Raw genomic sequence first — 18,559 nt, 5'->3', positions numbered from 1 at the left:
GGGCCTGAGATGCGCCGCTCGCTTTCATCGCGCCAGCCACGCCTTATCTAGAATATCGAGAGGAACCGCCCATGTCCGACCAGACCAATCCGCTGGGCCTTAACGGCTTCGAGTTCGTCGAGTTCACCTCGCCTGATCCGCAGGCGATGGCCGCTCACTTCCAGCAGTTGGGCTTCGTGCCCACGCATCGTCACCCGCACAAAAACATCACGCGCTACAAGCAGGGCCGCATCAACCTGATGCTGAACCGTGACGATGCCGGGCGCGTGGCTGCGTTCCGGGGCGAGCATGGCCCCTCGGCCAGCGCGATGGCGTTTCGCGTGGAAGATCCCGCGGCGGCGATGGCCTGGGCGCTGGACCACGGCGCGCGGCGCACCGACGAGGATGATACCGTGATCCAAGGGATAGGCGGCTCGTACCTCTATTTCATCCAGGACGGTGTCGACCTCTATGCCGATTGGGCCGAGTTCCCGGGATGGCGCGAAGCGGAAGCCGAAAACAGCGTCGGCCTCGATCTGCTCGACCACCTGACCCACAACGTGCGGCGCGGCCAGATGCGGGTATGGAGCGAATTCTACCGCACGCTCTTCAATTTCGAGGAGCAGAAGTACTTCGACATCAAGGGCCAGGCGACCGGCCTGTTCAGCCAGGCGATGATCGCCCCCGATCGCGCCATCCGCATCCCGCTGAACGAGAGCCAGGACGACAAGAGCCAGATCGAGGAATTCATCCGCGAGTACAACGGTGAGGGCATTCAACACCTCGCCCTGACGACCAGCGACATCTACGCCACGGTGGAAAGGCTGCGCGCGCGGGGCGTGCGGCTGCAGGATACCATCGAGACGTATTACGAACTGGTGGACAAGCGCGTGCCCGGCCATGGCGAGGATCTTGAACGGCTGCGTCGCAATCGTATCCTGATCGATGGCAGCGTGGAGAATGAAGAAGGCATTCTGCTGCAGATCTTCACCGAGCCGTTGTTCGGACCGATCTTTTTCGAGATCATCCAGCGCAAGGGGAACGAGGGGTTCGGCAACGGCAACTTCCAGGCCCTTTTCGAAAGCATCGAGCTGGACCAGATCCGGCGCGGCGTGATTTCCGTCGACGCATGAGTACGGCGATGCTCTGCGGCTTTGGCAACCATCACGCTACCGAGGCGGTGCCCGGTGCGCTGCCGGTGGGGCGTAACTCGCCCCAGCAGGTGCCTTACGGCCTCTATGCCGAGCAGCTTTCCGCGACCGCGTTCACCGCGCCACGGGCGGAGAACCACCGTAGCTGGCTTTACCGGATGCGACCGAGCGCGGAGCATCGCCCGTATGCGCCTTACGCGGGCAACCCCCTGCTGGCGACGGACAAGGTCCACAGCCCTGCCCCGTCCCCCAATCGCCTGCGCTGGAACCCTCTGACGCTGCCCACCGATCCTGTGGATTTCATAGACGGTCTCACCGCCTATGCCACCAACGGCGATAGCGCGGCGGGCACAGGCTGCACGATCTATCTTTACGCGGCCAACCGCTCGATGGAGAGGCGTGCGTTCTTCTCGGCCGACGGCGAGATGCTGATCGTGCCGCAGCAGGGCCGCTTACGGATCACCACCGAGATGGGCGTGTTGGAGGTGCCGCCTTTGCATGTGGCGCTGATCCCGCGCGGCGTTCGCTTCAGCGTTTCCCTGCCGGACGGCGAAGCGCGCGGCTACGTGTGCGAAAACCATGGCGCGCTGTTCCGCCTGCCGGACCTCGGCCCGATCGGATCGAACGGACTGGCCAACCCGCGCGACTTCGAAGCGCCGGCCGCGTCGTATCAGGATATCGAAGAGCCGCATCAACTGGTTCAGAAGTTTGGCGGATCACTGTGGGCCAGCACCATCGCTCACAGCCCGTTCGATGTGGTGGCGTGGCACGGCAACGTCGCGCCTTATCGCTATGATCTGCGGCACTTCAACGCGATCAACACGGTCAGCTTCGACCATCCCGATCCCTCGATCTTCACCGTCCTTACCAGCCCTAGCGACACGCCGGGCACCGCCAACATCGATTTCGTGATCTTTCCGCCGCGCTGGATGGTGGCGGAGGATACCTTCCGTCCGCCCTGGTTCCATCGCAATGTGATGAGCGAATTCATGGGCCTGATCGAGGGCGCCTACGATGCCAAGGCCGGCGGGTTCGCGCCCGGCGGAGCAAGCCTACACAATTGCATGTCGGCGCACGGCCCCGATGTCGCCAGCCATGCCGCGGCCACGTCCGCCACGCTGGCGCCGCACAAGATCGAGGGCACCATGGCCTTCATGTTCGAGAGCCGTTACCCGATTGCGCCCACTCCCTGGGCCATGGAAACGCCGCTGCTGCAAGATGACTACGACGCCTGCTGGCAAGAGTTCGCCAAGGCACGACTGCCCACCGGAGAGGATGCCGCATGACTTGGTGGACGACCGACGAAACGCATGATCCGGCTCGATCCAGTTGGGTCGCCAGCGCAAACGGGCATCACGACTTTCCGATCCAGAACCTGCCCTTCGGCGTTTTCTCCGTTAAGGGCGGCGCGCCTCGCATCGGCGTTGCCATCGGCGACATGATCCTTGACCTGCGCGCGCTGGCCCAGACCGGCACATTGGGGGCAGCCGCTGCTGCGGTGGCTCACGAGACCACGCTGAACGCCCTGCTGGCCCTCTCGCAGGAGGAACAGCGCGCCTTGCGCTACCATCTCAGCGCCATTCTATCGGACGAGGCGCACCGTGCCGCTGTGGAGCCTTTGCTGCATCATGCCGGCAACTGCACCCTGCACTTGCCCGCCCGGATCGGCGATTATACGGACTTCTACGTCGGCATCCATCACGCCAACAATGTCGGCAAACAGTTCCGCCCCGACAATCCGCTGCTGCCCAACTACAAGTACGTGCCGATCGGCTACCATGGCCGCGCATCGTCGATCCGGCCATCGGGCGTGCCTGTCCGCCGCCCGGTGGGCCAGCGCAAACCGCCGGAGGCTGACACCCCGCTGTTCGGCCCGACCGCCCGCCTCGACTACGAACTGGAGCTGGGCGTGTGGATCGGCAACGGCAATGCCTTGGGCGATCCTGTCGCCATCGCGGACGCTGCGCAACATATCGCCGGTTTCTGCCTCCTCAACGATTGGTCGGCGCGTGATTTTCAGGCTTGGGAGTACCAACCCCTGGGTCCGTTTCTGGCGAAGAACTTCCAGTCCACGATTTCCCCCTGGGTGATCACTAGCCACGCCATGGCCCCCTTCCGCACCGCGCAGCCACCGAGGCCGGAAGGCGATCCCGCTCCCCTGCCCTATCTGAGCAGTGAGGACGATCAGGCGCACGGCGCGCTTTCGATAACTTTGGAAGCGCATTTGTTGACGCAACGTATGCGAGACGCGGGCGAAGCTCCCTTCCGCCTCAGCACCGGACCTGCCACCAACATGTACTGGACGGTGAACCAGATCGTCACCCACCACGCCTCGAACGGCTGCAACCTGACGGCGGGCGATTTGCTGGGAACCGGCACAATTTCCGCGCCGACGCGCGAGGGTTTCGGCAGCTTGCTGGAGCTGACCACGGGCGGCAAGGAACCGATTACCCTGCCCAATGGCGAGACCCGCTCCTTCGTGGAGGACGGCGACGAGATCATTCTGCAAGCGCGCGCCACCGCGCCGGGGGCGGTTTCTATCGGCCTGGGCGAATGCCGCGCGCAGGTGCTGCCCGCACGATGAGCGAGCTTGTCCTGCATGGCTACTGGCGGTCATCCGCAGCCTATCGGGTCCGCATCGCCCTGAACCTCAAGGGCCTTCGCTACACGCAAGTGACGCATGACTTGCGGGTCGGAGCTCAGCGCTCGCAAGGCTATCTTGCGCTGGCTCCGCATGGGCTGGTTCCGGCCCTGGCGGATGGCGACAAGGTCTACCTCGAAAGCCCCGCCATCATCGAGTGGATCGATGCCCGCTGGCCCGCACCCCGGCTGGTGCCCGAGGACCCGGATGACGCCGCAATGGTCCGGGCGATGGCGGCGTTGATCATGTGCGATATCCACCCGCTCAACAACCTGCGGGTGCTGCAGGCCCTGCGCAGCGATTTTCATGCCAGCGACGAACAAGTGAAGAGCTGGATCGCCCGTTGGATTCACGAAGGCTTCGCTCCGCTGGAGGCCCTGACGGCACAGCACGGCGGCCGGTACTGCCACGGCGATACGCCCACTCTGGCGGACTGCTGCCTGGTGCCGCAGCTTTACAGCGCCCGCCGCTTTGGCGTTGATTTGTCGGCCTATCCCGGCCTCGTTGCCGCAGGTTCGGCCGCAGAGGCACTGGATGCCGTCAAAGCGGCCCACCCTGATCGCCAGCCAGACGCGGATGCGGCATGACTGACGGGACGCGGGTATTCGCGACACCAGCCGGTGTGCGGCTCTGCCCGGCGGACATGATCGTCCCCGGCGCGGCCCGCAATTTCGTCCTGCAGATGCGCAGTGGCCGCTTCCACGGCTTCGTCGTGCGCCTCGGCGCGGAAGAGGTTGCAGGTTATGTCGATCGCTGCCCGCATGCCGGCCTACCGCTGGCACAGACGCTGGACGAGTACATGACGCCCGATGGCACTCACATCCAGTGCAGCTGGCACGGTGCCTTGTTCCGTCCTGCGGATGGGAAGTGCGTGGGCGGCCCTTGCGTCGGCCAGTCGCTGACAGCTTGGCCCGTGGCGGTCCAGGAGGGTTGGATCGTCACCGCCGGGGCTTCGCCGCAGCGGGGTGAATAGCGGACCGGAACAGCCGCCGCGCCGTGGGGTTTAGCCTGATCTAGGGGGATCCACGCGAAAGGGCCGGACCATTTCACTCGATCACATCATCCAGACATACGGGCTCCTCGGCCTGTTCGTGGGCGCCGGTGTCGAGGGTGAGACGGTGGCGGTATTGGGCGGCATTATGGTCCACCGCGGCCTTCTGCCCTTCTTCCCCGCCGCCATGGTTGCGGCTGCCGGATCGTTCGTGGCCGATCAGCTATTCTTCCTGCTCGGCCGGAGCTTTCGCGAGAGACCCTTCGTGCGTCGGATGCAGCAACGGCCCACGTTCACCAAGGCCATGGCCGCATTCAATAAGCACCCGACGCTATTCGTTTTCGCGTTTCGCTTTCTCTACGGCCTGCGCACGGTGAGCCCAATCGCCATCGGCACCACCCGCCTTTCCGGCATGAAGTTCCTGGCAATCAATGCCGTCGCCGCCGTGGTGTGGGGCTTTGTCTTCGTGACGCTGGGCTATTGCTTCGGCAACGCCATCGAGCGCGCCTTTGGCCGGCTTCACTCGCTGGCCCCGATCCTGGCGATAGCGCTCGTGGTGGTCGCGGTTGGGGCGATCCTGCTCTACAATCGGCGGCGGTCGTTGGCTGACGAGACGGACAGCCAGATCGAGCAACCCGCGCCCTTGGCCTGACCCTGCCGCAACGCTCAGAACCGGGCGGGGATCAGCCGGATCGCGGTAGGCTGGGCCAGCGGAATCCAAGCCTTGTCCGCCAGGACCTGATTGCTCTCCACCGCTCGCCTGCCCTTGACCTGATCAAGCGACCACGTGATGTGAAAGATCGAGCCATCAGCGCGCGCCGTGGCGCCACCGATGCGCACCACCAGGGCCTGAATCCCCAAGCCATCGTCGACGACGCCGACGATTTCGCCGGTCGTCTCGCAGGGTAGCGGCGTGTCTCCATCCGTGCCCGAACGCAACGTCACATGATCGGCGACGATGTCGGGGAACAGTGGCGGAATGAGATCGAGCAGGCGAGCGCGATCGGCAAGGTCCAATTTCCACCCGGTAACAACGCGTCGTGCCATTGCCGCCCTATCGTGCAAGGCAACGGCTATGTCATCAGTCCGGGCGGTTTGGCGCCTTGGCGAGAGCCAGCTTCATCTCGATCATCTCGCCACCCTTGCGGCTGATGCCCCAGAAGTGGCCCGTGCTGGTTTCGTCCCAATCGATCGCCTGCCCCTCCGCCGCCATCGCATACGTGGCCAGATGATCCAGCGTCGCGCCGCCGTTGGGCAGGCCGACCGCGTAAAGCTCAGGCAAGTCATGTCCGCTAAGGTACAGCCGCCCGTCCGGGCCCCAGCCGCCGCCGGAAATGCTCATCGGCGCGATCCTGTCCAAGATGGAACGCGGCAGCGCCCAACTTTGCGTCCGCCGCCACTCGGCATCGAAGCGGACCAGCTGCGTGTAACGATGATCGCGTCCCGGCTCTCCTCCGCGACCATCGTAGTTGGCGAACATCGCCCACCATGCGCCCTGATGCCAATCGATAAAAGTCAGCGAGCCGCTTCCCATCCCCAGAGACACCGAGCGCTTGTGCGCCAGCGTGGCGGCATCGAAAATCTCTACCGAACTAGCCTGCGGCACCTGGGGAAAGTTGGACGCCGCGCAAACCAGCTCACGCGCCTCCACGATACAGCTGTTGATGTGCGGATAGCGCTGTGGATCCCCCTCCCAAGCGGCGCGTTTCTCGCCCGAGCGCTTGTCGTACCGCGCGATCCGGTAGTTGGCGATCGCATAGACATCGCGAGGCCCCACAGCCACGCCCTGCTTGGCTTCCGGCGCGGGCAACCGCCGCAAGGTTTCGGCCGAGCCACCGCCAGCGCCGACGGGTAGCGCAGCCAGCGCAAGTGCAAGGAGGAGCGGCATTGGCACCATCGATCCCAAAGGTCAGGAAAGTCGGTACCTAAGACTGATCCGTGACACTATACTGTCAATGGTATTCAGCGATGGCTCGATCTGCGGACCGACGTTGAATGTGGCGGATGTCTCCGCCATTGTCCCGCTCCATGCCGCCGCGGACCCCATGATCACCATGATTTGCCGACACCACCCTCGCTTCGGAAAGCGGCCAAATGCCACGGCGTAAGGACATCTGGCGCTGTGGCATCGTGCGGACCCCGACTTCGCAACTGATCGTGAGCGGCAGCGCCAACGCGCAGGTGCATTGGTTGGACGAGGAGCCGGCGTTCACGTTTCTAGCCGACCCCTTCGGGATGATGAGGGGGCCCGATCTTCACCTCTTTGTCGAACAGTACGACTACCGCACCCGCCACGGCCGGATCGAGCGGCTCGTCCTGGATGCGCAGTTCAATCTTGTAAATCGCTCGGTGGCGCTGGCCGAGCCTTGGCACTTGTCCTACCCTTTCGTGTTCGAAGGAGAAGGCGCAACCTGGATGCTGCCAGAAGCGCATCGGTCCGGCACGTTGACGCTCTATCGCGCTCATGGCGATATGGAAGACTGGCGGGCGGAATGCACCATCGCGCTGGACTGCGTGCCGGTAGACGCATCGATCCTGAGCCATGGCGGGCGCTGGTGGCTACTCTATGCATCGGCGCACAGCCGCGAAAGCAAGGTGGCAGAGCTTCATGTGGCCTGGGCCGACACGCTGACGGGGCCTTGGACGCCCCATCCCGGTAATCCCGTTCGGCGCGATCGTCAGTCTGCCCGGCCCGGCGGAACGCCCATCATCATAGACGGGCGCATCGTGCTGCCGGTGCAGGATTGCACGCGAACCTACGGAGGGGCGACCCGGCCGTTATGGATCGACACACTGGACGAGGGCCATTTCTCGGCGACCGCGGGCGATCCTTTGCCCTATCCCGCCACCGCGCCCAACAACTGTGAGGGGATGCACACTTTTTCAGTGTGCGGGCCACTGACGCTGATCGACGTCAAGACAATCGACCGATCGCTGGCGGGCCTCAGGATCGAACTGGGCCGAGCGCTGCGACGCGTTTCCAGATAGCCTGACCCGCCGCCTCGAACCGGTCTTGCGAGAAGCGTTCCAGCACGAGCGCGCGCGAGGCCTGACCCATCGCCGCCAGCTTGTCAGGGTCGCTCAACGCCATGCGCAGGGCTTGCGCGAATGCGCCGACATCTCCCGGCGGTCGCACCCATCCGGTCTGGCCCGGGACGATGGTGAAGCCCAGCTCGCCCACCCTTGAAGCGATCACCGGCAGCCGGGCGCTCATCGCCTCATGCGCGGCGATGCAAAACCCCTCGGATCGGGATGGCTGCACGTATAGGTGCTGGGCCGCCAGGTAATCGCGCGGGTTCTCGACATAGCCTGGCAAGCGCATCGGCAAGGCGTGTGCGGCGATCTCGGCTTCCAGACGTGCCCGCTCGGTGCCCTCGCCCGCAATCGTCACTTCGAAGGAGACCGGCGCCCGAAAGCCGTTGCGAGCCAGCTCGGCAATAGCAGCGACCAGGACATCGTAGCCTTTCACCGGATGCAAGCGCCCGAGGCTGCCGATCCGCAGGGTTTCGCCGGACTGCCAGCTTCGCGCAGTCGGCATGGACGGATCTGCGGCGAAGATCGGCCACAACTCCAAACGATCGGCGGGCACTTTCAGCCTATCACGCGTGAGTTCGGCCACGCACTCGGAGTCCGCCACCCACAGGCTCGCTCTGGCTTGGAGCAGACGCAGGAGACGACGGTTCCAAGGCTTCAGGAATGCGGCATGCTGCCAGGCGATCACCGGCAGATGCATGCCCGGACCCGCCAGAAGCCCCAGGATCGTTGCCCGGCTCAGCGATGTCCATAAGTGGGTTGCGCCCCATGCCTGCACCTCGTGCTTGATCCAGTGATAGGCGGCCAGGTGGTCCGTCTCCTCGCCGTCTCGCACCAAGGGATCGAGCCCGGCTTGCGCCATCGCCGGAAGCGCGCGACCATCACGGCGGGTCAGGGCGAAGACCCGCACTTGCGCTCCGCAAGCGCGCAATACGCTTGCTATCGCGGGCACGGGCAAGGCCGCGCCCCCGCCCTCGACCGAGTTGATGAGGTAGGCGATCCGGGGGCGCATCAGTGCCGCAGGCTGGATCGCCAGACCAACATCACTAGCAGGCCGCTGGCCAGGATCGCCTGGCCAAGCGCCTGATAAGCCGCCCCCATCAGCCCGTAGCGCTCCAGCAGCAGCGGCAGTGCGCCCAGAAACACCAGGCTGGCGAAGAGGTTTGCCATCACGGACCGCGATGGCTGCCCCAGCGCCGCGAGCGCCGAACTGCAGGCAGGGGCGACTAGGGCGACGGCGCGGGCCAACACCAGCAGGACCATCGGCGCAGCGGCGGCATCGAAGCGCGAGCCTGCCAGCAAATGGACGATGAACGCGGGGAACGCCAGCACCACCAGCACGACCGGAACGGTGGCCAAAAGCGCGATCGACACGACCCGCATCAGCGTGCGCCGCAAGGGCCGACCGCCCTGCCCCGCCGCGACGATGTGGGCCAATTCCGCGTAGGCAGTGTTGCCCAAAATCTGTGCCGGTTGCGCGATGATCACCGTCGCGCGCTGGGCCACCGCAAGCAAGCCCGCAGCCGCAGGGCCCAGCACCCAGCCGACGATCAGCGGCGCGGCGCGGCCCGCAAACTCACTCAGGGTCACGTCCGCATTCGTCGCCAGCATGAAGCGCCAGACGCCGGCGTTCTCCTGCGTTACTCGACCCGCATCCGGACGGCGCAGCGCCGGCCCCAGCTCGCGCGCGGCCAGCCACAGGCCCATCGCCCACATCACGGCGAATTCCAGCACGGCCGCAAGCATCCATACGACAAGGAACGATTTCAGCCCCCAGCCCATGGCGATCACCAACAGGCAGCCGCCCAGCCGCACCACCGGTTGCACCAGATTATGCACCCCCAGCAGATCGAAACGGCCCAGCAATTGCAGATAGCCCGCCGGCGTCGAGCGCACGGAGCCCAGCACGGCCAGCGCATAGAACGGCGCAAAGGCCATCGCCTTTGGCGGCCAGCCCAGGTGCGGCCCGACATAGGGCACCAGCACGAAGGCCGAGGCGATCGCCAAGAGGCCCGCCGAAAGTTCCAGCACCGCGCCAAAGCGCAACAAGCGGCCCAGCCGGTGCCGGTCATCACCTGCCGCCGCCTCGGCGCCATAGCGCACGATCGCCTGCCAAGCCGGAAACTCGATCACGCCGCATACGGTGGTGACGTAGGCGTGAACAAGGACGAGGACACCGTATTCTTCCGGTCCCAGAAAGCGCGTGGCGAGGAAAAGGTAAGCCAGGCTGATCAGCCCGGCGCCAGCCTTGCCGCCCAGGACAAGACCTAATCCGGAGAAAATACGCCGCACATTGCCGCGCACCTTTTGACGGGACGACGCATCTGCCGGAGCGGTGGCACTCAGCACGGCGGACGTACCCACGATCCTTGAACCAGCCGCTTAGGCGGCCGGCACCAGCTTGAGGTGACGAGGCCGCGTACGGCGTCCGTCGGCAAATCGCGTGATGGCCTCTGCGGCGCGAACAGACGAAGGCGTGTTGGTGATGTCAAAGCTCTCGGCGAAAAGTTCTTGCTGGGTCGCGCTATATATCCGCTCGTGCAAATCATCACAGCGTTTAAGTGCATCCGGCAATTCTTCGGGCCGCTCAATCACTTCGCCCAAAGTCCAATGCCGGAAGTTGGGATCGCCCTTCCAGGCATAACGATGGCTGTTGAGAAAGATGCAGGGCCGTGGCCTCAGCAAAAACTCGTAGACCTGGCTGCTGGCATCGCCGAGGTAGATATCGGCGGACAGAGTATAAGTCATGTCGGTCGCGGCGCGGCTGCCAAGGTCGATCTTGATATTGTCTCCGCGAAGGAATCGCATCGGGATATCGCCTGCACGGTCCAGCGTCAGCTTGTCGATCGTGACGACGAAGGGCCGTTCGAACAGCATGACATGCGGCGCGAACAGCAGGCCGTAATAGGGATCGCCCACGAAGGTATCGAACACCGCATGACCGTGTTTGTACCAGGAAGACAGGTGTGGGGAGACGTGGGGGCTGTAGAACACCGCCTTTTCCACCGTCGGCAGAAAGCGATGGGTGGGTGCGTCTCGCACCAGATCGAACTTGGGATAACCGACCACGCTGATGTTATCTGCCGGGACCCGTGCCTCCTCGATAAGCCGCGCGCGGACCTTGGCACCTGAACACAGAACATGGTCGAACCGGGCGCTGGCGGGATCGAAACCGATCGCCCTGTCGCCCGCGCCATGACGGGTATGGACGATCGCCAGGTCATGCAGGCCATAGCGATCCTTCAGCACCAGCGAAGTCTTTTCCGCCACGACCAGCACATCCAGGCTGCGGAAGAACGGCAGATTGTCACGATAGATAAGCAGCTTGGATGCAGGCACGACCCGCCCCAGCACGCCGTCGACGCGGCGGGTCAGCTTCGATGGCGAAAGCTCGACATGCTCTATGCCCTGCCCGATCGCCTCACCGGCAATCCGGCGCACTTCTGCCGCGAGGCGGGCGTTGGTCGTGGCGACGATGATCTCATCCGAACAATCAGTCTCCGCCATGGCAAGCGCGATCGGCAAGCTGTGCGCCACCTGGTGAATCTGATCGTGGTTGAATAGGAATCCGATGCGCATCGTTCATCGACTCCACGGCCGCACAAAACCCGCATCGCGTTAGACAAAGAATGTTACAGAAGCGCGGGAGCGGCCAGCGCACCCGTACGCTCCGTCGCTACCGGCGAAATACTACCGCCGCTTGCCCCGTCCTTTCGTCATCAAGTCGGGTTTGGTGGGCGGGGTCCATCCGGAAGGAGGCGCAAGGCGTTCCTGGCTCGTACCCAGTCCCATCGCACCCGGCTGTTGCCGCGTCAGGCCCGAAAGGTCCGCGATTGCCGCCTCTTCGGCGGTTGCCCCGCCCCGCATGAGGCTGATCATATCGCGCAATCGTCTGGCTTCTTCAAAGTCGAGGGCGGCAGCCGCCGCCTCCATCTTCTTGTGCAGTTCCTCGATCGTATCGGTCATGGCAACTATAACGCCCCACCGGGGTCTTCGGATCGAGCGGGTGCAACGCCGTTGGAAAAGCAGGCTTCACCATACCCCTGAGGGCAATGGCGGCACGCCGTGGAACCGACCTGCCCCGTGAAGGCTATGGCGGGATGACGGAAGATCGCAAAAGTGGCTCACGTGCGGTTCCGCGCGGACGCCTATCAAGGCTCAGCACATTCGGGCGGCTCGCCGGCGGCGTGGCGGGTGGCATGCTCGCCGAAGGCGCGCGACGGCTGGCCCAGGGGGAGCGCCCCCGCCTCAACGACCTTATCCTGACGCCCGGCAATGCGGCCCGCCTGGCCGACCGGCTCGCCCACTTGCGCGGCGCGGCCATGAGGCTGGGGCAGATGATTTCGATGGACGCCGGGGATGTTCTGCCGGCGGAGCTGTCGACCATCCTCGCCCGGCTGAGAGACCAAGCGCAGCGGATGCCCCCCACTCAGCTCGATCGTATGCTGAAGCAGGAGTGGGGCGCTGACTGGCGACGTCGCTTCCGCCATTTCGAGGCGACGCCGATCGCGGCCGCCTCGATCGGTCAGGTCCACCGCGCTACTTTGCCCGATGGCCGCGTGCTGGCGGTAAAGGTGCAGTACCCAGGCGTGGCCGACAGCATCGACGCCGATGTCGACAACGTGGCGACCTTGCTGCGTATCTCCAACTTGCTGCCTGCCACCATCGACCTCGCTCCACTGCTCACCGAAGCCAAGCGGCAGTTGGCGGAGGAGACGGACTATCTGCGCGAGGGCCGCGAGTTGCAGCGCTTTGGCGATCTGCTCAGCGGAGACGCGCGCTACGTCGTGCCTGAATTGGAGGGAGCGCTCACTACTTCTCGCGTGCTGGCGATGGGCTTCGTGGCAGGCGCTCCGATCGAGAACCTCGCCACCGCGTCACAGGCCGATCGCGACGCAGCGATGACCGCGCTGATCGAACTGGTCTTGCGCGAGCTTTTTACCTTCGGTGTGATGCAGACTGACCCCAACTTCGCGAATTACCGCTGGCAGTCGGATACGAAGACGCTGGTCTTGCTGGATTTCGGCGCCGCCCGCCCGGTTTCAGCCCAGACCTCGGACGCCTACCGGCGCTTGATCGAAGCTGGTTTGGCGCGCGATCTGGATGAGGTCCGCGAGACTGCGCTGGAGACGGGTTTTATCGGCCCGGGAGCCACCACCGCGCATCGTCCAGCGATCGATCGCATCATCCGCGCGATCGATGCCGCCATGAACCGGGAGGGGCCGTTCGATTTTGGAGACCGCGCTTTCGTACCGGTCGTGCGTCAGGAGGCTGAAGCGATGCTGGCCGATCGCGCCGCCTGGCACGTACCGCCGGTGGACACCCTGTTCGTCCAGCGCAAGGTCAGCGGCACGGCGCTGCTGGCGGCCCGGCTGAAAGCTCGCGTGCAGATCCGCGAACTAGCAGCGGCTGCGATCACATCTGAAAGCAGACACCCCCAGCACGCTCTCGGCGATAACCAGGACGATCGATCAGAGACCGCGCCTCGTCCGCCCGCCTCTCTGGTTTAGCGGGATGATTTTGCCTTGTGTTCCGCCAGCAGCTTGTCCAGCTCGCTGATTCGGAGACGCTGCGGCGTGTCTTTGGCAAGGCCCTTCATCCGACATTCGGCCCACAATTGCCGGCGTTCGGATTCCAGCGCGCGTAGATATAGATCAGCCAATCATCGTCTCCTGTCGCGGCCTTTATCGGCGCGTGAGCGACGCAATGCCGCAGCGCCGCTGTTCACCGCATCCTCTTCCGCCAACTTGCGCCAGCGGTCCACGCGGGCGGGGTCGAGCTGACCGTCCGCCATGGCGGCGCGTATGGCGCATTCCGGCTCGTCCGCATGCGTGCAGTTCGAAAACTTGCAATCCAGCGTTATGGCCGCCACGTCGTCGAAAACTTCCGTCACGCCAGCGGCGACCTCGGACATCTGAAGTTCGCGCATGCCTGGCGTGTCTACCAGCCACCCGCCTCCATCCAGACCGGGCGCGAGACGATGCATCTGGCGGACTGTGGTCGTATGCCGGCCCTTCCCGTCGTCTTCTCGTACGGGCTGGGTCTCGATATTGGTCGATCCCGTAAGCGTGTTGACCAGGGTCGATTTGCCGACACCGGACGACCCCACCAAAGCCACGGTCTGACCAAACCCACAGAACCGCGCAAGCTTGTTGGCACTGCTCGGATCGCGCCCGTTGACCAGTTCCACCTGCAGATCCGCCTGGAGCGCGCGCGCAGCCTCTACCAAGGTATCGGCATCGGAAGACAAGTCGGCTTTCGTCAGGACCACAACGGCGCGTACACCCACCTCACCTGCAAGCACCAGATAGCGCTCCAATCGCGCGACGTTGAAGTCCTGATCGCAGGACGTCACGATGAACAGCGTATCGACATTGGCGGCAATCAATTGCACGCGGCGCTGATCGCCGGGCGCCGGACGCTTGAACAGGCTCGCCCGGTCCAGAATATGCACGAGATCACGCGTTTCCCGGTCGATCAGCAGCCAGTCGCCAACCGTCGGCCGTTTCTCCGCTCCGTCGCCATGGGGCAGCTTGGACGAGATCGAATCCTCGATCCCCTCGCCCGAAACCGTCACGCGTCCCCGATGGACCGACATCACCCGGACAGGCTGGCAAGAGCCGCGCTGCTCGGGGGTGACCTGTTCGCTGAAGAAAGGCCTCCAGCCCAGTTGCGCCAGGACAGGATTGGGATTTTCCGCCAAGGGCTCAGGCGCCCCCTGACTGATCCGGGTCCAGCGTTCCCTGCTGCTCCGCGCGCTTGTTGGCCTTGGCTAACGCCTTCTTCGCGGCCTCTTCGGCCTTGAGCCGTTCGCGCTCACGACGTTCGAAATCGTAGTTGGGTTTGCGTGGAATGTCGGTCGCTCCGTTTCCAAAGGTACTATCTAGGCAGCTGCTGGGCGATAAGTCTTGGAACCTGCGCCTAGACCAATCCGTCGCGCACGGCCAGCGGGCAAGCGCACGCTGCTCCCGTCTCCGTGGGCGGCGGCGGCCCCGCTATGGAGTGGGCGACGACGAAAAAGTTTGAACTGAGCGGCCGTTGAAGCGTTGCTTCACTGAACACCTTCCAAAAGGCCATTTCCCCTCATGCGCTACAATAACCTCGGCCGCACCGGCCTGTTCGTTTCCGAGATTTGTCTGGGCACGATGACGTTTGGTGGTAGCAGCGCCGGCATGTGGGGGAAGATCGGCCAGCTTGGCCAGGATGATGCCGATACGCTCGTTCGCACCGCGGTCGAAGGCGGGGTCAACTTCATCGACACAGCCGACGTCTATGCGGATGGGACGTCGGAAGAGATCACCGGTCAAGCCATTCGCAACCTGGGCCTGAAGCGTGATGAGATCATTGTCGCCACCAAAGGTTTCGGTGCAACGGGTCAAGGCCCGAACGCCCGTGGCGCCTCGCGCTATCATCTGATCGATGCCTGCAAGGCGAGCCTGAAGCGGCTCCAGCTTGACCATGTGGATCTTTACCAGATTCACGGTTTCGATCCGGTGACCCCGATCGAGGAAACGCTGCGGGCGCTCGATACGCTCGTTCAGCATGGCCATGTCCGCTATATCGGCGTTTCGAACTGGGCAGCATGGCAGATCACCAAGGCGCTTGGAATCGCGGAACGGCTAGGCCTCCACCGCCTGGCGTCGCTGCAGGCCTACTACACACTTGTCGGCCGCGAACTGGAACGTGAGATCACGCCGATGCTGATGTCGGAAGAAGTGGGATTGATGGTGTGGAGCCCGCTCGCCGGTGGCTTCCTCTCGGGTAAGTACAGCGCGAAAGAACCCGGCGAAGGTCGCCGCGCAGCTTTCGCGTTCCCGCCCGTCGAACCGAGCCGTGGCGATTGCGTCATCGCGGCCCTGCGGCCCATTGCAGAGGCCCATGGCGTATCGGTAGCGCGTATCGCGCTGGCCTGGCTACTGCACCAGCGATCGGTGACAAGCGTGATCGTTGGCGCAAAACGTCCCGACCAGTTGACGGACAACTTGGCCGCGACCGAAATCGACCTCACCAGTGATGAACTGGCTGCGCTCGATAAAGTGAGCGCGATCCCGCAGGAATACCCCGGCTGGATGTTCGAACGCCAGGGGCAACTGCAGCGCGATCTGTTGGCGCAACGGCGATAGGCGGAGCCACCATCGCATCGCCACGAAGTTGGTCTGCGATCGCGAGCTTTACGCCGCGCGGCTTGGCGGACGCCTGTGGGTGTGGCAGGCCATGGGGTATGACGGAGCACAAGCGATGAGCGTCGCGTTTCGGCGCGAAGGGGATGACGAGCATCTCGAACCCACGTTCGAGCTGCCGCTTCCGCCCGGCCCCAATCTCGTCACGCCACGCGGGCTGGCACTGATCGGATCGAAGGTCGCAGAGTTGGAAGCGATGCTGCCGACCCTCACTGACGAGACGGCACTCACGGCAACGCGGCGAACGCTGCGGTATTGGCGGACCCGGTTGGCCACGGCACAACTGATGGACATGCCCGACTGCTCGCACGTCGCTTTCGGTTGCCGGGTCACGATCAGGATGAACGGAAAGCAGCGGACGATCGCGATCGTCGGCGACGACGAAGCCGATCCCAAGAAAGGTCTGCTCGCGTTTTCCGCTCCTCTTTGCCGTGCGATCATGGATGCGGGCGTCGGCGAGGAGGTTCCGTTTGGCGACAGTGGCGCTCTTATAGAGATACTGGAGATCGCGCCTCTGGAAGCTTGAGGCTGCGGCAGGTTTCACCAGCTGATGTAGTCTGGCGGAATGCGCCGTCGTCAGATCAACCGCCGGCCACACTGCGGAAGTCGCCCGACGCTGGGCGCCAATGATCAGGACTGGCATCGCGCCTCATATGGCGTTTACCAAAGGCATTACCGCCACAAACAGAAACCCCCGCCGGGTCTTTAGACCTGACGGGGGTTTGTGGTGCGCCCGGAACGATTCGAACGTCCGACCCTCAGATTCGTAGTCTGATGCTCTATCCAGCTGAGCTACGGGCGCGTTGGAGGGCTGCCAATAGAAGCGGTTCGATATGTTGGCAAGCCGAGAAACGATGCCTGTTGAAGTTTTTTTGCCATTGGGACGCATTCCGGGTTTTTCGTCCGCCCGGCCCGCAGAAACGATCACGCGTCACTCACGGCGGGGCGGCGAACCCGGTCCTACTTCGAAGGCTTCGCCGGGCTGATCCGCAGCAGCACGCTCTCATCCTCGTCGGTCAAGGCATAGAGCAAGCCGTCGGGTCCTTGCCGCACATCCTTGAAGCGCTGATGCAGATCCCCAAGCAACATTTCCTGCCGCAGTTCCTGCAGCTTGTCGTCCAGCACCACGCGGACCAGCGAGCCGGTACCGTTGATCTCACCGCGCCGGGCGCTGGCGATGAAGACATTGCCTTTCCATGCCGGGAACTTGTCCCCGCTGTAGACGGTGATCCCGGCCGGCGCGATCGCGGGCATCCAGATCATCAGGGGCGGCTCGGTGCCGGGGCCGACCGGCGTCCTGGGAAGCGGCGATCCCCCATACTCCGTGCCATACGTGAAGAGCGGCCAGCCGTAGTTGCGCCCCGACTGGATGCGATTAAGTTCATCGCCTCCCATCGGTCCATGCTCAGAGGCCAGGACGTTGCTTTTCGCGTCAAAGGCGATGCCCAGCGGATCACGATGCCCGTAGCTGTAGATTTCGGGCCGAGCGCCCTTGGTCGCTACAAACGGGTTGCCCGGCGCCGGCTTCCCATCGGCGGTGACGTGCAGCACCTTGCCGTAGATGCTATCCGTTCGCTGGGCGGACTGGATGTCCCCGGTGCTGAGCGCGCCGACACTGACATACAGGGTCTGGTCGGGAGCGACGAGGATGCGCGATCCCCCAGCTCCGATCACGGTTTCTCCAACCACGATGTCCTTGACCTCGACCAGCCGCATGTCGCGCAATCGCGCCTTCGCGACGATGGTGGCGACCGACAGCCGCCCTGCTTTCGCATCCAGGGCGACCGGGCGATTGTACGTGAAATAAAGGGTCCCGCTGGTGGCAAAGTCATTCGCCAGCGCCACGTCCTGTATGCCCAGTACGTCATCGGGCAGTACATGAGGCTGTTTGCTGAAATCTGGAAGGCCGGCGATCGGCTGGGGTGCCAGCGTGGGACGCTCGCCCGTGGCTCCACGCAGCAATCGCAGACGTTGGCCGCGTTCCACGATCAACGCGTCGCCATTCGGCAGAAAGGCAACCGCATAGCCATGCGCCAACCCCCGCGCGAGGACATCCACACGCAATCCATGCTGCTCTGCTGTGTCATAGGTGAAGGGCCCCAGACCGACCGCGACCGGCGTCAGGCCGACTTCTTGCGGGTCAGCGTGAAGCGGCAGCGCGGTACCCAGCGCGATCCCCGCGCAAATCAGATGCCGCAAAGGGGTGATCAAACGCATGATGAACCTTCCATTCAGAACCGTGACGGGGGGCAGATACGGCGCTTGTCCGCGCCCCGCCGCCATGGTCGATATCGCGATAATGCAAATCCCCCTGCCCTTCCTGTCAAAGCGACAAGCATCGATCACCGTCGACGCCTGCCGCTTTCACACTAGGAAAGGCGCGGGTCAGTCGATCAGAATGTCTTTTCGACATTGACGCCCAGGGTGCGCGGCTGGGTGTAGTTAAACCAGAGCGGATTGAACGTAGTCTGGTTGTTGAACCCGCCACCGGTAAAGCCACGCTTGTTCGTCAGGTTCTGAACGAAGAGGTTCACCCGCCAGGTGTCGCCCTTAAAACCGCCATTGAGGTCGAACTGAGTGTAGG

At 64.0% G+C, this 18,559-nt stretch carries 20 protein-coding genes and 1 tRNA gene; 10 read left to right on the top strand and 11 right to left on the bottom strand.

Annotated features, from left to right (window positions below; all coding sequences use genetic code 11):
- The first annotated feature begins 71 nt into the window (after positions 1-71).
- The 6 genes from hppD to ACHWRX_RS04655 all read left to right on the top strand — a co-directional run bounded on the left by hppD (position 72) and on the right by ACHWRX_RS04655 (position 5,414).
- Positions 72-1,112 carry a 4-hydroxyphenylpyruvate dioxygenase gene (hppD, locus tag ACHWRX_RS04680; protein WP_394658276.1) on the top strand — a complete coding sequence of 347 codons (1,041 nt, stop codon included), beginning with the start codon at positions 72-74 and terminating at the stop codon, positions 1,110-1,112.
- Positions 1,109-2,416 (top strand): homogentisate 1,2-dioxygenase, encoded by a 1,308-nt coding sequence (gene hmgA, locus ACHWRX_RS04675; RefSeq protein ID WP_394658275.1) that lies wholly within the window; start codon positions 1,109-1,111, stop codon positions 2,414-2,416. The genes hppD and hmgA overlap by 4 nt, the downstream gene beginning before the upstream one ends.
- Entirely contained in the window at positions 2,413-3,714 is a 1,302-nt protein-coding gene (gene fahA, locus ACHWRX_RS04670; protein ID WP_394658274.1) for a fumarylacetoacetase, read from the top strand. The genes hmgA and fahA overlap by 4 nt, the downstream gene beginning before the upstream one ends.
- Complete coding sequence (maiA, locus tag ACHWRX_RS04665) at positions 3,711-4,358, top strand: maleylacetoacetate isomerase (RefSeq protein ID WP_394658273.1); 648 nt, start codon at positions 3,711-3,713, stop codon at positions 4,356-4,358. The genes fahA and maiA overlap by 4 nt, the downstream gene beginning before the upstream one ends.
- Positions 4,355-4,744 carry a Rieske (2Fe-2S) protein gene (locus ACHWRX_RS04660; RefSeq protein WP_394658272.1) on the top strand — a complete coding sequence of 130 codons (390 nt, stop codon included), beginning with the start codon at positions 4,355-4,357 and terminating at the stop codon, positions 4,742-4,744. The genes maiA and ACHWRX_RS04660 overlap by 4 nt, the downstream gene beginning before the upstream one ends.
- 118 nt (positions 4,745-4,862) lie before the next feature.
- The gene (locus ACHWRX_RS04655) at positions 4,863-5,414 is read left to right on the top strand and encodes a DedA family protein (RefSeq protein WP_394658271.1); all 552 of its coding nucleotides are present in this window, start codon (positions 4,863-4,865) and stop codon (positions 5,412-5,414) included.
- A 14-nt stretch (positions 5,415-5,428) separates the two neighbouring features.
- Here ACHWRX_RS04655 and ACHWRX_RS04650 read toward each other — a convergent pair whose 3' ends face one another.
- Together ACHWRX_RS04650 and ACHWRX_RS04645 are read right to left on the bottom strand one after the other, a co-directional pair.
- Positions 5,429-5,809 (bottom strand): hypothetical protein, encoded by a 381-nt coding sequence (locus ACHWRX_RS04650; RefSeq protein WP_394658270.1) that lies wholly within the window; start codon positions 5,807-5,809, stop codon positions 5,429-5,431.
- A gap of 34 nt (positions 5,810-5,843) precedes the next feature.
- Positions 5,844-6,650 (bottom strand): hypothetical protein, encoded by an 807-nt coding sequence (locus ACHWRX_RS04645; RefSeq protein WP_394658269.1) that lies wholly within the window; start codon positions 6,648-6,650, stop codon positions 5,844-5,846.
- 206 nt (positions 6,651-6,856) lie between these two features.
- On the opposite strand from ACHWRX_RS04645, the gene ACHWRX_RS04640 reads away from it, so the two are divergent.
- The gene (locus ACHWRX_RS04640) at positions 6,857-7,750 is read left to right on the top strand and encodes a formyl transferase (RefSeq protein ID WP_394658268.1); all 894 of its coding nucleotides are present in this window, start codon (positions 6,857-6,859) and stop codon (positions 7,748-7,750) included.
- On the opposite strand, the gene ACHWRX_RS04635 is transcribed toward ACHWRX_RS04640, so the two are convergent.
- The 4 genes from ACHWRX_RS04635 to ACHWRX_RS04620 form a co-directional block, all read right to left on the bottom strand.
- The gene (locus ACHWRX_RS04635) at positions 7,707-8,807 is read right to left on the bottom strand and encodes a glycosyltransferase family 4 protein (RefSeq protein WP_394658267.1); all 1,101 of its coding nucleotides are present in this window, start codon (positions 8,805-8,807) and stop codon (positions 7,707-7,709) included. The genes ACHWRX_RS04640 and ACHWRX_RS04635 overlap by 44 nt on opposite strands.
- Positions 8,807-10,159 carry a lipopolysaccharide biosynthesis protein gene (locus tag ACHWRX_RS04630; protein ID WP_394658266.1) on the bottom strand — a complete coding sequence of 451 codons (1,353 nt, stop codon included), beginning with the start codon at positions 10,157-10,159 and terminating at the stop codon, positions 8,807-8,809. Before ACHWRX_RS04630 ends, ACHWRX_RS04635 begins: the two co-directional genes overlap by 1 nt.
- Before the next feature lie 18 nt (positions 10,160-10,177).
- Positions 10,178-11,374: a hypothetical protein gene (locus tag ACHWRX_RS04625; protein ID WP_394658265.1), complete on the bottom strand. Its 1,197-nt coding sequence runs from the start codon at positions 11,372-11,374 to the stop codon at positions 10,178-10,180.
- A 111-nt stretch (positions 11,375-11,485) separates the two neighbouring features.
- The gene (locus ACHWRX_RS04620) at positions 11,486-11,761 is read right to left on the bottom strand and encodes a UvrB/UvrC motif-containing protein (RefSeq protein ID WP_394658264.1); all 276 of its coding nucleotides are present in this window, start codon (positions 11,759-11,761) and stop codon (positions 11,486-11,488) included.
- 134 nt (positions 11,762-11,895) lie between these two features.
- Between ACHWRX_RS04620 and ACHWRX_RS04615 the strand changes: the two genes are divergently transcribed.
- Positions 11,896-13,305: an ABC1 kinase family protein gene (locus ACHWRX_RS04615; protein WP_394658277.1), complete on the top strand. Its 1,410-nt coding sequence runs from the start codon at positions 11,896-11,898 to the stop codon at positions 13,303-13,305.
- On the opposite strand, the gene ACHWRX_RS04610 is transcribed toward ACHWRX_RS04615, so the two are convergent.
- Together ACHWRX_RS04610 and rsgA are read right to left on the bottom strand one after the other, a co-directional pair.
- Positions 13,302-13,457, bottom strand: coding sequence for a hypothetical protein (locus ACHWRX_RS04610; RefSeq protein ID WP_394658263.1), 156 nt, complete (start codon positions 13,455-13,457; stop codon positions 13,302-13,304). The two genes, ACHWRX_RS04615 and ACHWRX_RS04610, sit on opposite strands and share 4 nt — an antisense overlap.
- Complete coding sequence (gene rsgA / locus ACHWRX_RS04605) at positions 13,458-14,498, bottom strand: ribosome small subunit-dependent GTPase A (RefSeq protein ID WP_394658262.1); 1,041 nt, start codon at positions 14,496-14,498, stop codon at positions 13,458-13,460. It abuts the gene before it with no gap.
- Between the two features lie 382 nt (positions 14,499-14,880).
- On the opposite strand from rsgA, the gene ACHWRX_RS04600 reads away from it, so the two are divergent.
- Both ACHWRX_RS04600 and ACHWRX_RS04595 read left to right on the top strand, forming a co-directional pair.
- Positions 14,881-15,918 (top strand): aldo/keto reductase, encoded by a 1,038-nt coding sequence (locus ACHWRX_RS04600; protein WP_394658261.1) that lies wholly within the window; start codon positions 14,881-14,883, stop codon positions 15,916-15,918.
- 115 nt (positions 15,919-16,033) lie between these two features.
- Positions 16,034-16,501: a GreA/GreB family elongation factor gene (locus tag ACHWRX_RS04595; RefSeq protein ID WP_058735945.1), complete on the top strand. Its 468-nt coding sequence runs from the start codon at positions 16,034-16,036 to the stop codon at positions 16,499-16,501.
- Positions 16,502-16,700: 199 nt separating this feature from the next.
- On the opposite strand, the gene ACHWRX_RS04590 is transcribed toward ACHWRX_RS04595, so the two are convergent.
- The 3 genes from ACHWRX_RS04590 to ACHWRX_RS04580 form a co-directional block, all read right to left on the bottom strand.
- Positions 16,701-16,777: transfer RNA gene (locus tag ACHWRX_RS04590), tRNA-Arg, on the bottom strand.
- Positions 16,778-16,935: 158 nt separating this feature from the next.
- The gene (locus ACHWRX_RS04585) at positions 16,936-18,192 is read right to left on the bottom strand and encodes a PQQ-dependent sugar dehydrogenase (RefSeq protein ID WP_394658260.1); all 1,257 of its coding nucleotides are present in this window, start codon (positions 18,190-18,192) and stop codon (positions 16,936-16,938) included.
- A gap of 176 nt (positions 18,193-18,368) precedes the next feature.
- A partial coding sequence (locus ACHWRX_RS04580) for a hypothetical protein (RefSeq protein WP_394658259.1) occupies positions 18,369-18,559 on the bottom strand: 191 nt, incomplete at its 5' end.

It is taken from the genome of uncultured Novosphingobium sp. (assembly GCF_964277725.1).
Lineage (GTDB): Bacteria > Pseudomonadota > Alphaproteobacteria > Sphingomonadales > Sphingomonadaceae > Novosphingobium > Novosphingobium fluoreni.
The sequence above is the reverse complement of the archived record's forward strand: the minus strand, read 5'-3'. Positions and strand labels throughout refer to the sequence as shown.

Bases quoted from the DNA above. Each gene is read 5' to 3' on its own strand.
- hppD (WP_394658276.1), top strand. From the start codon at position 72: ATGTCCGACCAGACCAATCCGCTGGGCCTTAACGGCTTCGAGTTCGTC.
- hmgA (WP_394658275.1), top strand. From the start codon at position 1,109: ATGAGTACGGCGATGCTCTGCGGCTTTGGCAACCATCACGCTACCGAG.
- fahA (WP_394658274.1), top strand. From the start codon at position 2,413: ATGACTTGGTGGACGACCGACGAAACGCATGATCCGGCTCGATCCAGT.
- maiA (WP_394658273.1), top strand. From the start codon at position 3,711: ATGAGCGAGCTTGTCCTGCATGGCTACTGGCGGTCATCCGCAGCCTAT.
- ACHWRX_RS04660 (WP_394658272.1), top strand. From the start codon at position 4,355: ATGACTGACGGGACGCGGGTATTCGCGACACCAGCCGGTGTGCGGCTC.
- ACHWRX_RS04650 (WP_394658270.1), bottom strand. From the start codon at position 5,809: ATGGCACGACGCGTTGTTACCGGGTGGAAATTGGACCTTGCCGATCGC.
- ACHWRX_RS04645 (WP_394658269.1), bottom strand. From the start codon at position 6,650: ATGCCGCTCCTCCTTGCACTTGCGCTGGCTGCGCTACCCGTCGGCGCT.
- ACHWRX_RS04640 (WP_394658268.1), top strand. From the start codon at position 6,857: ATGCCACGGCGTAAGGACATCTGGCGCTGTGGCATCGTGCGGACCCCG.
- ACHWRX_RS04635 (WP_394658267.1), bottom strand. From the start codon at position 8,807: ATGCGCCCCCGGATCGCCTACCTCATCAACTCGGTCGAGGGCGGGGGC.
- ACHWRX_RS04625 (WP_394658265.1), bottom strand. From the start codon at position 11,374: ATGCGCATCGGATTCCTATTCAACCACGATCAGATTCACCAGGTGGCG.
- ACHWRX_RS04620 (WP_394658264.1), bottom strand. From the start codon at position 11,761: ATGACCGATACGATCGAGGAACTGCACAAGAAGATGGAGGCGGCGGCT.
- ACHWRX_RS04615 (WP_394658277.1), top strand. From the start codon at position 11,896: ATGACGGAAGATCGCAAAAGTGGCTCACGTGCGGTTCCGCGCGGACGC.
- ACHWRX_RS04600 (WP_394658261.1), top strand. From the start codon at position 14,881: ATGCGCTACAATAACCTCGGCCGCACCGGCCTGTTCGTTTCCGAGATT.
- ACHWRX_RS04595 (WP_058735945.1), top strand. From the start codon at position 16,034: ATGAGCGTCGCGTTTCGGCGCGAAGGGGATGACGAGCATCTCGAACCC.
- ACHWRX_RS04585 (WP_394658260.1), bottom strand. From the start codon at position 18,192: ATGCGTTTGATCACCCCTTTGCGGCATCTGATTTGCGCGGGGATCGCG.